Here is an 18,478-nt window from a genome sequence, read left to right as displayed (position 1 = left end):
CCACGGAACATCGCCGGAGTGAAGGGACCCGACGCAGGAGGGCCAAACCAGGAGCAAGACCCCTTGGTTACTTGGGGGTCCTTTCCAAGTAACTCGGCGAAGCCGAAACGGGTCTGGCGTTAGCCAGAACAAAGAAATTCAGCGTCGCCACTTAACCCGGATAAGCCCCCAACATCAGCACCAACCTCAGGGCGAAGCCAAAAAGCGCAAGCCCCCCGTCTATTTCCATTTGCCATCCACCCCGCCGATCGGTTAACTGTACACCCATCCAGTGCCACTCCCAGCGACTCGACCCGCGTGACTGCCATCGCCCCCGTCCAGCCCCAAACCCAGCTGCCCGCCGAAGGCTACAGCATCGCCGTGCGCGCCCTGTGCGAGTTCACCGCCAAGGCCGGAGATCTGGACCTGCGGTTCACCCCGTCGCCCACCGCGCAGGAAGGCATCGCCGGGCATCGTACGGTGGCGACCAGGCGGGGCGCCGACTATCAGACCGAAGTGGCGTTGTCCGGGCAGTTCGCCGAGCTGACCGTGCGGGGCAGAGCGGACGGTTACGACCCGGCCCTCAACCAACTCGAAGAAGTGAAAACCTACCGCGGCGAGTTCGACGCGATGCCCGCCAATCATCGCCAACTGCATTGGGCCCAGGCCAAGGTCTATGGCTGGCTGCTCTGTCAGCAATTGCAACTGCCCGAAGTCAACATTGCCCTGGTCTACTTCAACATCGTCAGCGAGCAGGAAACCCTGATCCGCGAACGCCATAGCGCTGAACAATTGCAGGCGTTCTTCAATGAGCAATGCGAAGTGTTTCTGCACTGGGCGCGGCAGGAAATGGCCCACCGGCAGCGTCGCAACGCGCAACTGACGACGCTGCAATTTCCCCACACGGACTTTCGCAGCGGTCAGCGGGTGCTCGCAGAATCGGTGTACAAGGCCGTCAGCACGGGCCGTTGCCTGATGGCCCAGGCGCCGACCGGGATCGGCAAGACCATTGGCACGGTGTTCCCGATGCTCAAGGCTGCGCCCACCCAGCAGCTGGACAAGGTGTTCTTTCTCACCGCCAAGACGCCCGGCCGTAAATTGGCGCTCGATGCCCTGAGCGTGATTGGCGAAAGTGCTCCGACACTCAAGTTGCGCGTGCTGGAGCTGGTGGCCCGGGACAAGGCCTGTGAATACCCGACCAACGCCTGCAACGGCGACTCCTGCCCGCTGGCGAAGGGCTTTTACGATCGACTTCCCGCTGCCCGCAGCGAGGCTGTCGATCAGCCGCGGCTGGACCAGGCCGGCCTGCGCGACGTCGCGCTGCGTCACCAGATATGCCCCTATTACCTGAGCCAGGAAATGGCCCGCTGGTGCGATGTGGTGATCGCCGATTACAACTATTACTTCGACCTGAGCGCCTTGCTGTTCGGGCTTTGTCAGTTCAATCAGTGGCGCGTGGCGGTGCTGGTGGACGAAGCACACAACATGGTCGAGCGCGCGCGGCAGATGTACAGCGCCAGCCTGGATCAGTTCAGCCTCGATCTGTTGCGCAAAAGCGCGCCCGAACCGCTGAAAAAGCCGCTGCAAAGGCTCAACCGCGAGTGGAACGCCTTGCACAAGGATCAGCTGGCGCCTTATCAGGCGTATGCGCAAACACCGGGCAAGTTCATAGCCAGCCTGAACCTGTGTGTCGCCGCGTTCGGCGACTATTTCAACGATCACCCCCAGGCCGCCAACGGCGAGCTACAAAGCTTCTATTTCGAGGCGATTGCCTTCGGGCGGATTGCCGAGCTGTTCGACGAGCATTTTCTGTTCGACATCAGCAAGCGTGAGGCCGGCGGCAAGCGCGCGTTGTCTCGGCTGACCCTGCGCAATGTGGTGCCTGCCGGTTTTCTGCGTCCGCGGCTGAATGCGGCGCGCAGCACGGTGATGTTCTCGGCCACGCTCAACCCGCGGCATTTTTATCGTGATCTGTTGGGCTTGCCGGATACCACCGCGTGGGTAGACGTCGATTCGCCGTTCCAGCGCTCGCAGCTGGATGTGCAGATCGCCAGCCACGTGTCCACGCGCTTCAATCACCGGCAGGCCTCGCTGGCGCCCATCGTCGAGTTGATGGCCGCGCAGTTTCAGGCGCGGCCGGGCAACTACCTGGCGTTCTTTAGCAGCTTCGATTACCTGCAACAGGTCGCGCAGTTGCTGGCCGACACGCATCCGCAGATCCCGATGTGGCAGCAGTCTCGCGGCATGGCCGAAGCTGACCGACAGGCCTTTCTCGATCGCTTCACGCCGGACAGCCAGGGCATCGGCTTCGCGGTGCTGGGCGGTGCCTTTGGCGAGGGCATCGATTTACCTGGGGCGCGGCTGATCGGCGCGTTCATCGCCACCCTGGGGCTGGCGCAGGTCAACCCGGTCAATGAGCAACTCAAACAGCGCATGGGCCTGTTGTTCGGCGCCGGTTACGACTACACCTATCTGTACCCCGGCATGCAGAAAGTGGTGCAGGCGGCCGGAAGGGTGATTCGCGGGCAGGACGATCGTGGCGTAGTGGTGCTGATCGATGATCGCTTTCGCGAGCGGCGGATTCAGCAATTGTTGCCCGCGTGGTGGCAAATCTGAATCACAGCTGCTATTTGTCTCAACGGGTTACGGATCGATACTCAAGCACGACGGTCCAAGTGCCAGTAAACTGCCGCGCCGCAGGCTTTTTTCCTGTTTCGCCGTACCTATTTTCTTTCTTCATCCACGGAGGTTTCGCATGAGTATCAGTCCATTCGCGGGCAAACTGGCGCCTGCAGAATTGCTGGTCGATCTTCCTCGTCTGGTCACGGCGTATTACACCGGGCAACCCGATGCATCGGTCGCCACCCAGAAGGTTTCCTTTGGCACCTCCGGCCATCGCGGCAGCTCGTTCGACCTGAGCTTCAACGAATGGCACGTGCTGGCCATCACCCAGGCCATCTGCCTGTACCGCCAGGCCAACGGCATCGACGGCCCGGTGTTCATGGGCGCCGACACCCACGCGCTGTCCACGCCCGCTGCGGCCTCGGCGCTGGAAGTGCTGGCGGCCAACGGCGTCAACGTGATGATTTCCGAAGGTGACGAGTACACCCCGACGCCGGCGGTGTCCCACGCGATCATCTGCTACAACAAGGGCCGCACGTCTGGCCTGGCCGACGGCATCGTCATCACGCCGTCGCACAACCCGCCGGAAAGCGGCGGCTTCAAGTACAACCCGCCCAATGGCGGCCCGGCCGACTCGCACATCACCAAGTGGATCGAGAACAAGGCCAACGAATTGCTGGCCGAGAAGATCGCAGGCGTTCGACGCATGAGCCACGAGAAGGCGCTGCGCGCGGCCACCACTCACCGCCATGACTACGTCAACACCTATGTGGCTGACCTGAAAAACGTCATCGACATGGACGCCATTCGCGGCGAAAACCTGCGTCTGGGCGTCGATCCGCTGGGCGGCGCAGGCGTGCGCTACTGGTCGGCCATTGGCGAACACTACGGCCTGAACCTGGACGTGGTGAACAAGCACGTCGACCCGACGTTCCGCTTCATGAGCGTCGACTGGGACGGCAAGATCCGCATGGACCCGTCGTCCAACTTCGCCATGCAGGGCCTGATCGGTCTCAAGGACCGCTATCAGGTGGCCTTCGCCTGCGATCCGGACCACGACCGCCACGGCATCGTGACCCCGACCGGCGGGCTGCTGGCGCCGAACAATTACCTGGCAGTGTCCATCGACTACCTGTTCCAGAACCGTCCGCAGTGGCGCGCCGATGCCGCCGTGGGCAAGACCGTGGTCAGCAGCGGCATGATCGACCGCGTCACCGAACGCCTGGGCCGCCGTCTGTACGAAGTGCCGGTGGGCTTCAAGTTCTTTGCCGAAGGGCTGTTCGAAGGCTCGCTGGGCTTTGGTGGCGAGGAGAGCGCCGGTGCGTCGTTCCTGCGTCGTGACGGCAGCGTCTGGACCACCGACAAGGATGGCCTGATTCCGTCGCTGCTGGCCGCTGAAATCCGCGCGCGCAAGGGCCGCGACCCGAGCGAGATGTACAAGGCGCTGACCGATGCGCTGGGCGAGCCGGTGTCGACCCGTGTCGAGGCCAAGGCCAACTTCGAGCAGAAGGCATTGCTGAGCAAACTGTCGCCGGAACAGGTCACTTCGACTGAATTGGCGGGCGAGAAGATCACCCGCATCCTGAGCAAGGCGCCGGGCAACGATCAGGCCATTGGCGGCCTGAAGGTGATGACCGAAAACGGCTGGTTCGCCGCGCGGCCTTCGGGCACCGAGGACATCTACAAGATCTACGCGGAAAGCTTCAAGGGCGAGGAACACCTCAAGCGCCTGGTGGCTGAGGCGCAGGTGTTGGTGGATGGGGCGATTACACCGAAGTGACGGGTTGACCGTGCTGAAGCTTTCGTGAGCAAGCTCACTCCCACCGGATCGTATCTTGGCTGAATGAGCCATGAATCTGTGGGAGCGAGCTTGCTCGCGAAGGCCGTTATTCGGTTTGCTGTCGACCGCATATGAAAAAGCCCCGGCGCGTAAGCGTCGGGGCTTTTTGTTTACCGGGTCAGCAGTTGATCAAGCGACATCCACCAGCACGATCTCGCTGTCTTCCACCGCGGTCACCCGCAGCACGCGTTCGTCTTCGACCGCTACGCCATCACGGGACTGGGCCTTGAGGCCGTTGACTTCGATGGCACCGGTCGCCGGCACCAGGTAGGCGCGGCGGCCTTCGTCCAAGCGGTACTCGGCGGTTTCACCGGCTTTCAGGTTGGCCGCCACCAGACGCGCGTTGGCCCGGATGCGCAGTTCGATGTCGTCGTCCGCCTTGCCGCTGGCCAGGGTCACGAAGCCTTCGCGATTGGCCTTTGGAAAGGGTTTGGCACCCCAGGAAGGCGGCGCGCCGACTTCGTCCGGCATGATCCAGATCTGGAAGATCTTGGTGTCGGTCGCTTCCAGGTTGTACTCGCTGTGGGCCACACCGGTTCCGGCGCTCATCACTTGCACGTCACCGGCTTCGGTACGGCCTTCGTTGCCCAGGCTGTCCTTGTGGGTAATGGCGCCTTCACGAACGTAGGTGATGATTTCCATGTCACGGTGCGGATGGCGCGGGAAGCCGGTACCGGCCTGGATCACGTCATCGTTCCACACCCGCAGTTGGCCCCAGCTCATGCGGCTTGGGTCGTAGTAGTTGGCGAACGAGAAATGGTGATGCGCGTTCAGCCAGCCGTGGTCGGCACCGCCCAGGGATTTGAAAGGTCGAAGTTGCAGCATGATCAGTTCCTCCGTAGCAGGGCCGGACCGTTTATCGCGGCGCCGCTGGTTAGTCGATGGAGTGATCATCTATCAATTTATTATCGATAAAAAGCGTAAGTTTTGCGTCATTCTGATCGATTTGTTAGATGTTTTTGGCGTGGTCATGCTGCCGAGTTACCTGCACTTGATCGGCTAACTCCATGAGCGCAAAGCATTTCGCTGGAGCTTGGCGGCGAATGGGGCGACCATAGGCGCCTTTATGTTCACGTTTAACCTGATAGCCGGAGCCTGCGTGCCGCACGATTTTTCCGCCAAGCCATCTCCCGATCTTCCACCTGATCTGAATGCTCCCGAGCGTCTGCCGTTCTTCAAGCGCCTGTTGGCGCGGATGATCGGTCGCGGGCTGTCGCGCCTGCAGGCCCAGCATGTGCCGTCCTGGCATCAGGGTCACGCCGACGGTTATCTCAACGGCCACGAGCAGGGCATGGACGAGGGCTACGCCGAAGGCCGCCTGGACGGCATCGAGGAAGGGCGCCGGGTGCTGGTGATTCGCGACACGCGGCCGCAAGAACATCGTGGCCCCCGCGTCGATGAGCACCTGTTCGACGACTGGCGACTGCCGCTGAACAACGAGCTGAAAAAGCGCATCAAGGCCGATGTCGCAGAAAAACTGCCGGCCCATGCGCAACCGACCACCGCGCAGTGGAAGATGATCTTCAGCGACACGCCGTCGACCTACGTGATCGCGGGCGCTGGCGCGGGCAAGTCCACGTCGCTGGTGCTACGGGTGTTGTTGCTGCACCACTATCTGGGTTTCGAGCTCGACGCCATGACCGTGGTGACCTTCACCCGCGAGTCGCGCAAGGACTTCATCAACAAGCTGATCGAGATCATGGCGCTGTGGGGGCATACGCTGACCCTGCGCCAGGCCCGTGAAGTGGTGCGCACCTTCCACTCGCGGATTCTGCCGCTGGTGCGCAGCCTGCCGGGGTTCGAGCAACTGCAGGCGTTCGAGAACCTGAGCAGCCAGAGCGCCGACCTGTTCGGCGGCCAGCTGTTGAACGATGGTGCCGACAGCAACCCGTTCGACCTGCGCATCAACGATGCCCAGCGCCAGCAGATGAATCTTTGTTATCGCGATCTGTATGCGAGCAACCAGCGCTTTCGCCAGGTGATGGCGCCGCTGTACCGGCATTCGTTGCAGCTCAAGGAACTGGACCGTGACCACCCGGACGTGCAGAAGCGCATCACGGTGATGGGCCTGTCGTCCAAGCGCGATGAAGAACTGTGCGATGTGGTCGAGGACTTGTGGATTCGCAAGGGCGCCTGGCCGATCCAGGGCGTGGAGCCGATGCGCCAGACCGTCGAGGTCAGCGGCCTGACCTTCCATGTCCACGGTTACGCCGCCGAGCTCGACGCCTGGATCGTGCTGGGCTTCGACCCCAGCGAAGACCAGCACCTTCGTCGCCCGGACGCCAAGCTGCCGGTGTGGGCCGAGTGGGTGATCAAGCGCACGCTGTTCCAGGCCTTCTGCCGCAAGCCGGTGATCTGGCTGGAAAACTACGAAGCTGCGCGAGGCATGATGCAGTCGCTGTCGGGCGCGGCGGTGGCCGGGCCGGGCTTCGAATACAAGGTCAAGGGCGAGCTGAGCGCTGCGCCTTTGCTGGACGCTTTCGTCTCTGCCGCCGGTTTCATCGAAAACCTGGGGCTGGACGTGCCGGACGCGGTGTCGCGAATGAGCTTTTCGGACCAGGACCCGGACCGCTTCTTCTTCGAAGCCCTGAGCCTGTACTGGAAAGCCTTTGAAGATCACCTGTTGGCCCAGACGCCGCCGGTCATGACCTACAACCGCATGTTCTCGCTGTTTGGCGAGAACTCCCCGGAAAACCTCAAACTGGTCAGCGACGAAGGCTTGCGCCCGCTGTCGCACCTGATGATCGACGAATTTCAGGACGTCTCGCCGCAGATCGTTTCCTGGATTCGCGCAAGCCTGCGCGAAGTGCGCAGCCGTGGTTCGAGCCTGCATACCGGGCGCGGCGCGCAGCGTTCGTCGCTGCTGTGCGTGGGTGATGACTGGCAGTCAATCTATGGTTGGCGCGGCAGTTCGCCGAAGTTCTTCATGGAGTTCGCCAAGGAGTTCTCCTCGCCTGCCACCACCAAGGTGATGCTCAGCGACAACTTCCGCAGCCATCAGCACATCATCGATGCGGCCGAGCACATCGTGCGTGCGGCGCCTGCGATCAGCGGCAAAAAGGCCAGGGCCAGCGGGCCGGTGCAGGAGTTGCTGCCGGTCACCGTACTGGATCGGGACGATGAGCGCCTGGTAGCCAGCCTGATCGAGCACTACAACGCCGGGGATTCGGTATTGCTCCTTTATCGCAAGGGCAGTGAGCGCAGCAAGTTGCCGGAGGCGCTGCAGGCGGTGGTCGACGCCGATTACGCCCTGCCGCCGGAGCAGCGCCGCCTCAAACAGCTGACCTACCACAGCGCCAAGGGCCTGCAGGCCGATGCGGTTTTCCTGCTCGGCGATTGCCAGCACCTGACTCAGTCGCCGTACAAGAATCAGGTCTACCAGTTGGCCGGCCTGGGCAAGGAGGGCGATCTGGAAGCGTTCGACAATGCGCAGAAGGACGAGGTGCTGCGTCTGGCCTATGTCGCCATCACCCGCGCGGTGCGCCATTGCTATTGGTTCATCGACGCGCCGGGCAACGATGAGGCCGCGCTGCCGAGGGCTTCGGCGCGGATTGCCGGGGACAAGGCGTTTTTCGAGGATCGGCGTGGGGGCGTAGCTCAAGAGGGCGGCGCTTGATATGTGGGAGCCGGCTTGCTGGCGAATGCAATGGGGCATTCAACCTTGTGTCGTCTGACACGCCGCTTTCGCCAGCAAGCCGGCTCCCACATTGGTTAACGGGTGGAAGGCTAGGCCTGCTGCAAATACTCGATCCGGCTGGGCACGAACGTCTCAAGCTCCAGCTCGATGGCCTCGATGATCCGTTCCACGTCCATCGCGTTCATCACCGTCGCGCAGGGGATTCCGGCAATGGCGATCACCGTTTCACCGCTGGCACGGTCGAACAGGCGCGCCACCATGCTGCTGGGCGCATCCATGCTGGCTTCGAAGCCCACGGGATGAAAATGCCAGCGCATCAGCTGGCAGGCGTTGGGGAACGTGACTTTATTCATGGGGCCTACCTCGTTCAATCGAGCAATTCACTAGCTCCGCAGGGCAGGAAAACGGTTGTATTCAGCCAGTGTCGAGCAACGGCGCAACGCTCGGGCCAGAGCCCGGCAGTGCTTGTTCTGTGATTCGCGTCGGTCGAGGCGTGGATGCGTCAGATAAAGGTAGCACTGGTTTCTGACAGGGATGAGAAAAAATTCCTACAGCGCCGGAAAATTACCGTTTCTTGATGCAGGTCATATTCCCTTATATCCAGTTTTCAGATGTTGCTGATGCGGAATCGTTATTTCAAAATAAGGCACTAAGCCACCATTTTGGTGATGTTAAAGCCCGTTAAAAACTCACACTTTGATGACAGGTGTAAAGCTGGCTTAACAGGCAAACGTTTTCGCCTGTTATTTTGGATCCACTAAAACTTGTGTTTAAAAAAATAACTAAAGGGCACTGAATTAATCGTTGAATGCGGCCGATATGAGTTTCAGCCGGACCTTCAATGAGAGTAATTCCATGTCGATACGAAACATGAACATTGCGCCACGCGCATTCCTGGGCTTCGCCTTTATTGCCGTACTGGTGATCGGGCTGGGATTCTTCTCCGTCAATCGCATGGCCCTGATCCGCCAGGCGACCACCGACATGGAAACCAACCAGTTGCCCAGCGTGAGCTATCTGGGCGCGATGCTGGAAAACAGCCTGCGCCTGCGCATTACCTCGTTCCGCACGCTGGTCAACCGCGATCCGGCCGCGCTGCGTGAAACCGAGGCGCGCATTGCCGAGCTGATCGGCAAGTTGCAGGAAGCGAAAAAGAACTACGCAGTGCTCCCCGCCGAGGGTGAGGAGTTGGCGGTGTATCGCCAGTTCGAAGCGACCTTGGCGACTTTTCTCGATGTTCAGGCGCAAGTACTGGAGTTGTCGCGTCAGGACAAGGCCGAAGAAATGCGCAACTTGATCAACACGCGCATGAAAGACGCCACAGACTTGATGGGCGTGCAGATCAATCAACTGATCACCATCAACAAGGCCGGCGCCCGTGAAGCTTCGGTTATTTCCAAAGAACAGTACGAAAGTGCCAATCTCGGCATTGTCGTGGTGTCGGTTATTGCCGTTCTGTTGACGGTGTTACTGGCCTGGCTACTCACAAAAAGTATCGTCAACCCGCTGGCCAGAGCGGTTCGTGTGGCCGAGGAGATTGCTGGCGGCGACCTGACCAAGCCGATCGAAATCGACGGCAAGGACGAAGCCACGCAACTGCTGCATTCCCTGGCGACCATGCAGCAGAACCTGCGCAAGACCATCGAACTGATCGCAGGCTCGGCCACGCAGCTGGCGTCGGCCGCTGAAGAGCTCAGCGCGGTGACCGAAGAGTCCTCCCGCGGCCTGCAACAACAGAACAATGAAATCGAACAGGCCGCCACCGCCGTCAACGAAATGACCGCTGCGGTGGAGGAGGTGGCGCGCAACGCGGTGTCGACGTCCGAAGCCTCGAAAGAATCCAACCAGACTGCGCGCCAGGGCCGCGACCGTGTGATCGAGACGGTACGTTCGATTCAGGACATGACCCAGCAGATCCAGGCCACCACCGGCTTGGTGGAAGGCCTGGCCGAGCAGGGCCGCGACATCGGCAAGGTGCTCGATGTGATTCGTTCGATCGCCGAACAGACCAACCTGTTGGCGCTCAACGCCGCCATCGAGGCGGCACGGGCCGGCGAGGCAGGGCGCGGATTTGCTGTGGTGGCGGATGAAGTACGGGCGCTGGCCCATCGCACGGCGCAGTCGACCACGGAAATCGAGCAGATGGTGGCCGGTATCCAGACCCGCACCGGCGATGCCGTGGAGTCGATGTCGCGCAACACCGACAGCACCCGCAGCACCCTGAGCCTGGCCAGTTCCGCTGGCGATGCGCTGGAGCTCATTACCGAAGCCATCTCGCGCATCAACGAGCGCAACCTGGTGATCGCCAGTGCTTCGGAAGAACAGGCTCAGGTATCCCGCGAAGTGGACCGCAACTTGGTCAACATTCGTGACCTGGCAGCGCAATCGGCAGCCGGAGCCAATCAGACCAGCGCCGCCAGCCATGAGTTGTCGCGTCTGGCGGTCGATCTGAAGGCGATGGTGGCGCGGTTCAAAGTGTGATGCTCACACGCGCAAGGTCCGGCAGCTGACCCTCAGTTGCCGGACAGTTTGGCGCGTTCACGATGGGCGGCCGCCTTGGCCCGGTTGCCGCACACGGCCATGCTGCACCAGCGGCGCTTTCTGCCACGGGTATGGTCGGCGAACATCAGGGTGCAGCCTGCGCCTTCGCAGCTTTTGATGTCGGTGAAGTCTTCCGAACAAATGAAGTCCGCCAGCACCTCGCCCACGGGCAGCAGCAGGGTGTGGGGCGCAGGCCAGCGCCTGCGCAACTGCGCCTGGAATTTCCCCGATTCCCCGGGTGCCAGGCTGATGTGGGTGTATTTGTCGTCCCGTTCGAGCAAGCGATTGAGTGTTGCCAGATCATCCATGGCATCCGCTGTCAGCGGAGCGCCGCGGTATTTGCCGACGAACTGGCGAAACCAGTCCCGCAATGCCCGCAGTTGCGTGGCGACCGTATCCAGTTCGCCAGGCATGGCCTGTTGTTCCAGATCTGCAAGCGTTGCGGAATCAATCCAGCCGGTTTGTCTGAGCCAGTCGATCATGCCAGTGCCGTCTTCGATCCAGTCGACCGGCTCACTCACAGGCGTGGCCACCGAGTTCAGGAAATCCAGCGCCGGCGCATCGGCAATGAAGTGTGCTGGGCCACGTAAGTTAGTGGTCATGGGCGTTCACCTGATTTTTGACATGAAGCGAAAGGTAACCATACAAAGACGCTTTGGCAAGTTATGACGACAATGCCCGGCTGCGTCTGGCAGCCGGGCGTTGAACGGGCCTCAGAGGGTCAGGCGCGCTTGGCAGGGTGACCGATCAGGACATCGACGATGCGCCCGGCGATATGCCGCGCGTGGGTTTCCAATGCGAAGTGCCCGGTGTCCAGCAACTCCACCACTGCATCAGGGTTGTCGCGCTTGAAGGCGTGGGCGCCTGGTGGGATGAAGAACGGATCGTGCTCGCCCCAGATAGCCAGCGTCGGAACCTTCGCTTGGCGGAAAAAAGCCTGAAACGCAGGGTACAGCGTGAGGTTGTTGGCGTAGTCGAGGAACAGGTCGAGCTGGATGTCCTTGTTGCCCGGGCGCTCCAGCAGCAAGGCGTCGAGGGTGTAGGACTCCGGCGCGATGGCCTCGGGATTGGCCACGCCATGCTCGTACTGCCATTTAGTCCCGGCCAGATGCAGCACGGCATCGGACACGGTCTGGCGGTTTTGCGCCGAAGGCTCGGCCCAATAAGCCCGGATCGGAGCCCAGGCGTCGCCCAGGCCTTCAAGGTAGGCGTTGCCGTTTTGCGAAACCAGCCCGGTCACTCGCTCCGGATGCTTGAGCGCCAGGCGCAGGCCGGTGGGGGCGCCGTAGTCGAACACGTACATCGCGTAGCGGGTCAGGCCGAGCGCATCGACGAAGGCGGCGAGGGTGTCGCCGAGCGCGTCGAAGCTGTAGCGGTAGTGGCGCTCGACGGGCACTTCGGTGAAACCAAAGCCTGGCAGATCGGGGGCAACCAGGTGGAATTGCTCGCTGAGCAAGGGAATCAGGTCGCGAAACTGGTGCGACGAACTCGGAAAGCCGTGCAGCAGCAACAGCGTCGGCAGCGCCGGGTCGCCAGCTTCACGATAGAACACGCGAACGCCATCGGCTTCGGCGAATTTGTACTGGGTGGATGCTGGGGTCGAGGTCAGGTTGCTCATGATCGTCAGTCTCGCTTTCTCGAATGAGGATAGGGATTGTTCAAACGCGCGGTGGTGGGTCAGTCAGCACAGAGAAATCTTGGTAACTGCCTTGTTTGTGTTTGAGAGGTTATTCTTGAGTTGGTAACCTGTCAAATAGGTTTTTGAAGGTTATTTATCCGTTCGTCTGAACCCGGCTCAAATCGCCCACATAAAAAAGGCGCCCCAGATTTCCTGGGGCGCCTTTCGAAGTGCCGTTTCCCGGCGCTTCATTGCAGATGCATCACTTCTCCAGCGCTGTCAGCGAAGTACCGACGATGAAGATCGACGCTGCCAGCAAGCCAAGGTCCTTGAGCAGAAACTGGCCAGGCACCACCGAAATGGCGGGGAAGCCCAGCGAAGGCTCGAATACGCCTGGGGTGGTCAGCATGAACGACAGCGTGGTGAGGAACAGCCCGGCCGACAGCAGGCCGCCCAGCGCTGACAGTTTCGGCGAGAGCAGGCGGCCGGCGATCAGCACGCCCACCGAGATTTCCAGCACGCCGAGGAAGTTGGAAAAGCCCTGAATGCTCATGAAGCTGTACATCCACGACAACAGCGGGCTGTTGCTGACGAAGCCATGGATGCCATTGGCCTCATAGCCTGTGAACTTCATGCCGCCGAACCACAGGTAGATCACGGTCATGGCCAGGTAGAGCGCGGCGACGCCGGCGCGGGTCACTTTCGCGCCGAGGCCTTTTTTCAGGAAGCTGACTGCGGTGTTGCCGTTGTCGAGGATGGAAGTGCTCATTTCGTCTCTCCGGATACTGTTCAAAGTTGTGCAAGAAGGCTTGGGGCCTGTTCGCATCAGGCGGCAGGCGGTGTGTGTTGACTACGTAGCCATGATGCGATGAGAGGATGGAGTAAAGGACGCAATCAGTCGTATATTTGATGCAGATCGTCCAATCTGGAGAGGCCATGGACCGTTTATCGACGTTGCTGTCGCTGTTCGGCGTACGCGCGAACCTGTTCTACAGCGGCGCGCTGTGCGGGATCAGCGTGTTTGAGGGCGCGGATAGAAGAGGGCATATCCACCTTCTGGAAAAGGGTGAGCTGGGGCTCGCCATGCCCGGCAAGCCCGTGCAACGGCTGACCCAGCCCAGCCTGATCTTCATCCCGCGCCCGACCCGGCACCAGCTGATCAGCAGCGAGGAGGACGGCGCGCAGCTGCAATGTGCGTCGCTGGAATTCGCCGGTGGGGTCAACAATCCGTTGGCAGCGTCATTGCCGGATATGGTCGTGCTGCCGCTGGCCGAACTGCCGATGCTGGCGGACGCCACTGGCTGGCTGTTCGTCGAGGCGGCGCAGGATCATTGCGGGCGCCACGCGGCGCTGGATCGGCTGTTCGAGCTGATCGTGATTCTGCTGCTGCGTCACTTGCTCGATCATCACGATCTGAAGTCCGGGATGATGGCCGGGCTGGCCGATCCCCGGCTGGCAAGGTCGCTGGTGAAGATCCACGAAGATCCACGCCAGTCCTGGTCGATCGCGCAGATGGCGGATGAATCGAATATGTCGCGAGCCAGTTACGCCGCGCATTTCAAGGAGGTGGTCGGGCAGACGCCCGCTGAATACTTGCTGAGCTGGCGCATCAGCCTGACCCAGAAATTGCTGCGCGAGGGCCGGCCCATCGCGCTGATCTCCGACCAGGTGGGCTACGAGAGTCCGTCGGCCCTGGCCCGGGCCTTTCGGCGCAAGACAGGGAGCAATCCTCGCGACTGGCTCAAGTCAGTCGGCGAGGAGGGTGCTTCGGCCTGAGTCGATCGATCAGGTATGGGCAGGGCTGCGACGAACTTCTGGCTCATCGCGCAGCGGCTTTGCCGCCGTGTCGGGCTTGAGCAGCAGGGTCAGCACCACCGAGACCAGCAGCGCGCCGCTCATGAACAGGTACGAGGCGCTGAGGGTGCCGGTCACGCCGTTGAGGTAACCCACCAGGTAGGAGCCGGCGAACGAACCCAGCGCGCCAAGGCTGTTGATCAACGCCATGGCGCCGCCTGCGACGTTGGCCGGGAGGATTTCCGGCACGATGGCGAAGAACGGGCCGTAGGGCGCGTACATGCAGGCGCCGGCGATCACCAGCAGCGAATACGACCACCAGAAGTGCTCGGTGCCCAGCGCGTAGGAGCCATAGAACGCAACGGCTGCCAGCAGCAGGGGCGGCCAGACGAACAGCTTGCGCCGCTGCAGTTTGTCCGATGCCCAGGACACCACGACCATGCCGATCACCGCCGCCAGATACGGCAGCGCCGAGAGCCAGCCGGCCTGGACCATGTCCATCTGCATGCCTTTCTTGATGATGGTCGGCAGCCACAGCACGAAGCCGTAGACACCGATGCTCCAGCAGAAATACTGCGCCGCCAGCAGCAGCACCTTGGGCGAGCGGAACGCTTCGGCGTAGTTCTTCACCGGTTTGATCCCGACCTGCTCGGCGTCCAGGCGCGCTTGCAGTTCGCTCTTCTCTTCGGCGCTCAGCCAGTCGGCCTGGGCCGGACGCTCGTCCACCAGGCGCCACCAGATAAACGCCCAGATCACCGCCGGCAGGCCCTCGATGATGAACATCCAGCGCCAGCTGAAATGCGCCACCAGATACCCCGAGACCACCGACATCCAGAGCATGGTCACCGGGTTGCCGAGGATCAGCACGGTGTTGGCCCGCGAGCGCTCGGCCTTGGTGAACCAGTAGCACAGGTAGACCAGCATGGCCGGCATGACCGCCGCTTCGACCACGCCGAGCATGAAGCGGATGCCGATCAGCATGTAGGCGTTGGAGACGATACCGGTCAGGGTGGCCAGGCCGCCCCAGAGGATCAGGCTGACGAAAATCAGCTTTTTCACGCTGCGTTTCTGCGCGTAGATCGCGCCGGGCACCTGAAAGAAGAAGTAACCGAGGAAAAACAGTGCCCCCAGCAACGACGACATGCCGGGAGTAATGTGCAGGTCCTCGGCCATCCCGGAAGCGGCAGCGAAGCCGTAGTTGGCGCGATCCAGGTAGGCCAGGCTGTAGGTGATGAAGACGATGGGCATGATCAGCAGCCAGCGACGTTTGAGGCCGGCGTGCTTCACGGTGTCGAGTAGCTTTTCCATGTGGGGCTCCCTGAGCATGTTGTTTTTGTCGCAGCAGGTGAATGGAACGGGTCGTTTGGAAAATCAGGCAGGTTGTCGTCGTTTCGCGCGGTTCGCTTCAGCGGATTGCAGGGCGGAGCGGCTGGGCAGGCCTTCCATGTCGCCACGGCTCTGCACGGCCAGGCTGCCGACCCAGTTGCCACGGGCAGTGGCCTGGGCGAAGTCGAGGTTTTCCAGCAGCGCGCTGATCACGCCCACGGCAAAGCCGTCGCCTGCGCCCACCGTGTCGATCACCTTGGCCACCGGCACGCCGGGCACGAAGGCTTCGTTCATGTGCGTGCGGTAGTAGGCACCCTTGGCGCCGAGTTTGATCACCACCGCCTCGACGCCCATGTCCAGGTAAAAGCCGGCGATTTGCGCGGGGGTGTCGTAGCCGGTCAGCAGTTCGCCCTCGGCCAGGCCCGGCATGACCCAGTGCGCCAGGCCCGCCAGGCGGTTCACTTCACGGATCATGGTCGCCCGGTCCGGCCACAGCGAAGGACGCAGGTTGGGATCGAAGGACACGCTGCGTCCGGCTTCGCGCATTTGCGTCATCAGCACGTGAGACAGCTCGCGGCAACTGGCCGACAGCGCCGCCGGAATGCCGGTCGCGTGCAGGTGCCGGGCCTTGAGCAGTTCGGGAACGATGTCGTTGACCGACAGGTGGCTGGCGGCCGAACCACGACGGAAATACTCGACCACAGGGTCGGCGCCCTCAAGCTCCAGAGACTTGAACTGAAAGCCGGTCGGGTGCCCGTGGTCCACTGTCACATGGCGGCAATTGACGCCTTCCTGCTCCAGGCTCTGGGTGACGAAACGGCCCATGGAATCGTTGCCGACCCGGCTCAGCCAGGCGACGTTGAAACCCAGCCGCGACAGGCCGATGGCAACGTTGCTGTCGGCGCCGGCGATGCGTTTTTCATAGTGACGCACGGCCGCCAGGTCGCCGGTTTGCTCGGCCACCAGCATGGTCATGGTTTCGCCGAAGGACAGGATATCGATCTCAGACATGGCTCAGCGCCTCGTGGGAAGGTTGAACGCGAGGCTGGCCAAGACGGGCGAGGGCGTCGACCTGAGTGCGGGTGACGTCCAGCAGGTCGTCGCCTTGCAGCGGGAACTCGACGGCACGGGGCACGCCGACCGGCATGTGTTTGAGCAGTTGCTCCCACAGGTGCAGATCAGCCTCGCGGGGCGGCACGGCGATGAGTTTGCCCTGCGCATTGCGCGCCACCGCCTTGCAGTGCAGGTATTCCACGTAACGCCCCAGTTGCTGCGCCGCAGCGCTGGCCGACTGCTCCTGCCACATCCAGTTGCCGATATCGAAGGTCATGCCGATGGGCATCTGCAATGCGTCGATGCGGGCGAAGAACTGCTTGAAAGGCTCGATGCGACCGCCTTGCGGGGTCTGGTCGTTTTCCACCAGCAGATGCACATCGAAACGGGCCAGGCGTTCGGCCAGTGCCGCAACGTCGCTGTCCTCGGTCAGGTGCCCCAGGGAAACCTTCAGCCAGGCCGCGCCGCAGGCCGACGCTCGCTGCAGGGTCGGCTCCAGTTGCGGATTGGGCTGATGCTGCCCCGCAAGCCACAATTCCAGCGGCGCCGAATACAGGCATTCCAGGCCTTGGGCGCGAATCGCCTCACCCAGGGCGGCGAGGTCTTCGCGTCCGTTGAACAGTTCCTCACGCAACTCGATGCGCGAGACGCCGGCGTCGACCAGCAAGGGGATGAAACTGGCCTGGCCTTTCTCGCGGACGAAGTCGGCACCAAAGGCGCCCAGGCTGATGGCTACGGGGGATCGGTTCATTGTTATTGTCCTCTGAAACCGGTTTCATTTTTTTACGAGCGTTTTCGCTCGAAGTAAGTTCTTCAAATCGACAGATTGGCGGACCTGCGGTAGAAACAGGGGAAGGTTTAAGGTCGCTGTCGCGTCGACCCGCGCACGATCAACTGAGCGGCGAAGTCGTACAGCCTTACCGGCTCCTGATCGCCGCGCAGGCGTCTAAGCAGGCACTCGAAGGCGGTGACGCCGATGTCATGGGTCGGTTGCGCCAGTGAGGTGATGCCGCTGCCCACCAGCGGATACCAGTCCAGTTCGTCGAGGGCGATCAGGCCGATGTCGTCGAACAGGCGGCAGCCGATATCGTGCAAATGGCGGGTGGTGCTCAGGGTGGCCACGCCGTTGGCGGTGAACAGCGCTTTGTGACCGTGGCTGCGTTGGGCGAGAAACTCGCGGATCTGCTCGCGCAGCTGTTCGCCGGTTTCCCGCACCTGACCACGCAGTTCGGAACGTCGGGCAATTCCCGCCTTGAAGGCTTCGATGCGCTCGATCCGCGAACTGGTGCCGTCCTGCGGCTCGGAGACCATGAGGATGTCGCGAAAACCCTGGGCCTGAAGGTGATCCAGCGCCTGATTCACCGCTGCAACATTGTTCAGCCCCACCAGATCGCTTTGCAGTTGATCGACCTTGCGGTCCACCAGCACCATCGGCAATTCGTCATGCAGTTCGCGCAGTTCCTGCAGGTGATGGCCGAGGGTGTTCACGATCAGGCCTTCGATGTTGTACGAGCGCAGCGCCGCCAGGTGCAGGCGCTCCTGTTCGTCGTCGCGGTCGGTGTTGCACACCACCAGGCTGTAGCCGTGCTTGCGGCAGGCGGTTTCCACGCCGTGCATCACGGCAATGGAGTAGGGGTTGCGGATGTCGGCCACCAGCATGCCGATCAGCCGCGTACGACCGCGCTTGAGGCCACGGGCCATTTGATTGGGGCGATAACCGAGGGTTTCGATGGCCTGCTCGATGCGCTGGGCAATGGCCTGAGACAGCAGCTGGCGATCCTCGCCGATAAAGCGCGAGACGCTGGCCTTGGAGACGCCTGCCAGATCGGCGACGTCATTCATGGTGACGCGGGCACGCGTCGATGTCGGAATACTGTTCACGGCCTGGCCCTTGTTGGATTTATCAGCAGGCTTTTGGGCAGAGCATGGGTGGCTCTGAAACCGGTTTCAGGAAACACCAAAGTGTGGGCGTCGTCAACTCGGGATCGGATGAAAGGTGCGTGTTCGATCAACAAGTTTGCGGCGTATTCAAGATCGCTCCCTCCGGCAAGCCGTGCTGCTACGCAGG

The 18,478-nt window shown here is 61.8% G+C and carries 15 protein-coding genes; 6 read left to right on the top strand and 9 right to left on the bottom strand.

Annotated elements, in window-relative coordinates; all coding sequences use genetic code 11:
* The first annotated feature begins 297 nt into the window (after nt 1-297).
* Nucleotides 298-2,595: an ATP-dependent DNA helicase gene (locus tag AC1MEK_RS25990; protein ID WP_480399110.1), complete on the top strand. Its 2,298-nt coding sequence runs from the start codon at nt 298-300 to the stop codon at nt 2,593-2,595.
* 139 nt (nt 2,596-2,734) lie between these two features.
* The gene (pgm, locus tag AC1MEK_RS25985) at nt 2,735-4,381 is read left to right on the top strand and encodes a phosphoglucomutase (alpha-D-glucose-1,6-bisphosphate-dependent) (protein WP_480399109.1); all 1,647 of its coding nucleotides are present in this window, start codon (nt 2,735-2,737) and stop codon (nt 4,379-4,381) included.
* A gap of 189 nt (nt 4,382-4,570) precedes the next feature.
* Here the strand turns inward: pgm and AC1MEK_RS25980 are convergent, their stop codons facing one another.
* Nucleotides 4,571-5,266, bottom strand: a complete 696-nt coding sequence (locus tag AC1MEK_RS25980; protein ID WP_480399108.1) for a pirin family protein — start codon at nt 5,264-5,266, stop codon at nt 4,571-4,573.
* On the opposite strand from AC1MEK_RS25980, the gene AC1MEK_RS25975 reads away from it, so the two are divergent.
* Nucleotides 5,265-5,444: a hypothetical protein gene (locus tag AC1MEK_RS25975; protein ID WP_480399107.1), complete on the top strand. Its 180-nt coding sequence runs from the start codon at nt 5,265-5,267 to the stop codon at nt 5,442-5,444. The genes AC1MEK_RS25980 and AC1MEK_RS25975 overlap by 2 nt on opposite strands.
* A 192-nt stretch (nt 5,445-5,636) precedes the next feature.
* A complete protein-coding gene (locus AC1MEK_RS25970; RefSeq protein WP_480399171.1) occupies nt 5,637-8,057 on the top strand; it encodes a UvrD-helicase domain-containing protein in 2,421 nt (806 codons plus the stop codon).
* 110 nt (nt 8,058-8,167) lie between these two features.
* Here AC1MEK_RS25970 and AC1MEK_RS25965 read toward each other — a convergent pair whose 3' ends face one another.
* A complete protein-coding gene (locus AC1MEK_RS25965) occupies nt 8,168-8,449 on the bottom strand; it encodes a DUF1652 domain-containing protein (protein ID WP_480399106.1) in 282 nt (93 codons plus the stop codon).
* Between the two features lie 484 nt (nt 8,450-8,933).
* On the opposite strand from AC1MEK_RS25965, the gene AC1MEK_RS25960 reads away from it, so the two are divergent.
* Nucleotides 8,934-10,559, top strand: coding sequence for a methyl-accepting chemotaxis protein (locus tag AC1MEK_RS25960; RefSeq protein WP_480399105.1), 1,626 nt, complete (start codon nt 8,934-8,936; stop codon nt 10,557-10,559).
* Between the two features lie 32 nt (nt 10,560-10,591).
* Here the strand turns inward: AC1MEK_RS25960 and AC1MEK_RS25955 are convergent, their stop codons facing one another.
* From AC1MEK_RS25955 to AC1MEK_RS25945, 3 genes are all read right to left on the bottom strand, one after another.
* Nucleotides 10,592-11,221 carry a CGNR zinc finger domain-containing protein gene (locus AC1MEK_RS25955; RefSeq protein WP_480399104.1) on the bottom strand — a complete coding sequence of 210 codons (630 nt, stop codon included), beginning with the start codon at nt 11,219-11,221 and terminating at the stop codon, nt 10,592-10,594.
* A 119-nt stretch (nt 11,222-11,340) separates the two neighbouring features.
* Complete coding sequence (locus tag AC1MEK_RS25950; protein WP_480399103.1) at nt 11,341-12,237, bottom strand: alpha/beta fold hydrolase; 897 nt, start codon at nt 12,235-12,237, stop codon at nt 11,341-11,343.
* A 262-nt stretch (nt 12,238-12,499) separates the two neighbouring features.
* The gene (locus AC1MEK_RS25945; protein ID WP_480399102.1) at nt 12,500-13,006 is read right to left on the bottom strand and encodes a YkgB family protein; all 507 of its coding nucleotides are present in this window, start codon (nt 13,004-13,006) and stop codon (nt 12,500-12,502) included.
* Between the two features lie 167 nt (nt 13,007-13,173).
* Between AC1MEK_RS25945 and AC1MEK_RS25940 the strand changes: the two genes are divergently transcribed.
* Nucleotides 13,174-14,013 carry an AraC family transcriptional regulator gene (locus AC1MEK_RS25940; RefSeq protein WP_480399101.1) on the top strand — a complete coding sequence of 280 codons (840 nt, stop codon included), beginning with the start codon at nt 13,174-13,176 and terminating at the stop codon, nt 14,011-14,013.
* 9 nt (nt 14,014-14,022) lie between these two features.
* Here AC1MEK_RS25940 and AC1MEK_RS25935 read toward each other — a convergent pair whose 3' ends face one another.
* From AC1MEK_RS25935 to AC1MEK_RS25920, 4 genes are all read right to left on the bottom strand, one after another.
* Nucleotides 14,023-15,339 carry an MFS transporter gene (locus tag AC1MEK_RS25935; RefSeq protein ID WP_480399100.1) on the bottom strand — a complete coding sequence of 439 codons (1,317 nt, stop codon included), beginning with the start codon at nt 15,337-15,339 and terminating at the stop codon, nt 14,023-14,025.
* 63 nt (nt 15,340-15,402) lie between these two features.
* Nucleotides 15,403-16,368 (bottom strand): sugar kinase, encoded by a 966-nt coding sequence (locus AC1MEK_RS25930; protein ID WP_480399099.1) that lies wholly within the window; start codon nt 16,366-16,368, stop codon nt 15,403-15,405.
* On the bottom strand, nt 16,361-17,161 hold the full coding sequence (locus AC1MEK_RS25925) for a sugar phosphate isomerase/epimerase family protein (protein ID WP_480399098.1): 801 nt from the start codon (nt 17,159-17,161) through the stop codon (nt 16,361-16,363). The genes AC1MEK_RS25930 and AC1MEK_RS25925 overlap by 8 nt, the downstream gene beginning before the upstream one ends.
* A 107-nt stretch (nt 17,162-17,268) precedes the next feature.
* Nucleotides 17,269-18,252, bottom strand: coding sequence for a LacI family DNA-binding transcriptional regulator (locus AC1MEK_RS25920; protein ID WP_480399097.1), 984 nt, complete (start codon nt 18,250-18,252; stop codon nt 17,269-17,271).
* Nucleotides 18,253-18,478 lie beyond the last annotated feature (226 nt).

It is taken from the genome of Pseudomonas sp. 2, assembly GCF_056627435.1.
Note: the sequence above shows the minus strand (reverse complement) of the source record. Positions and strands in the feature narration are given on the sequence as shown.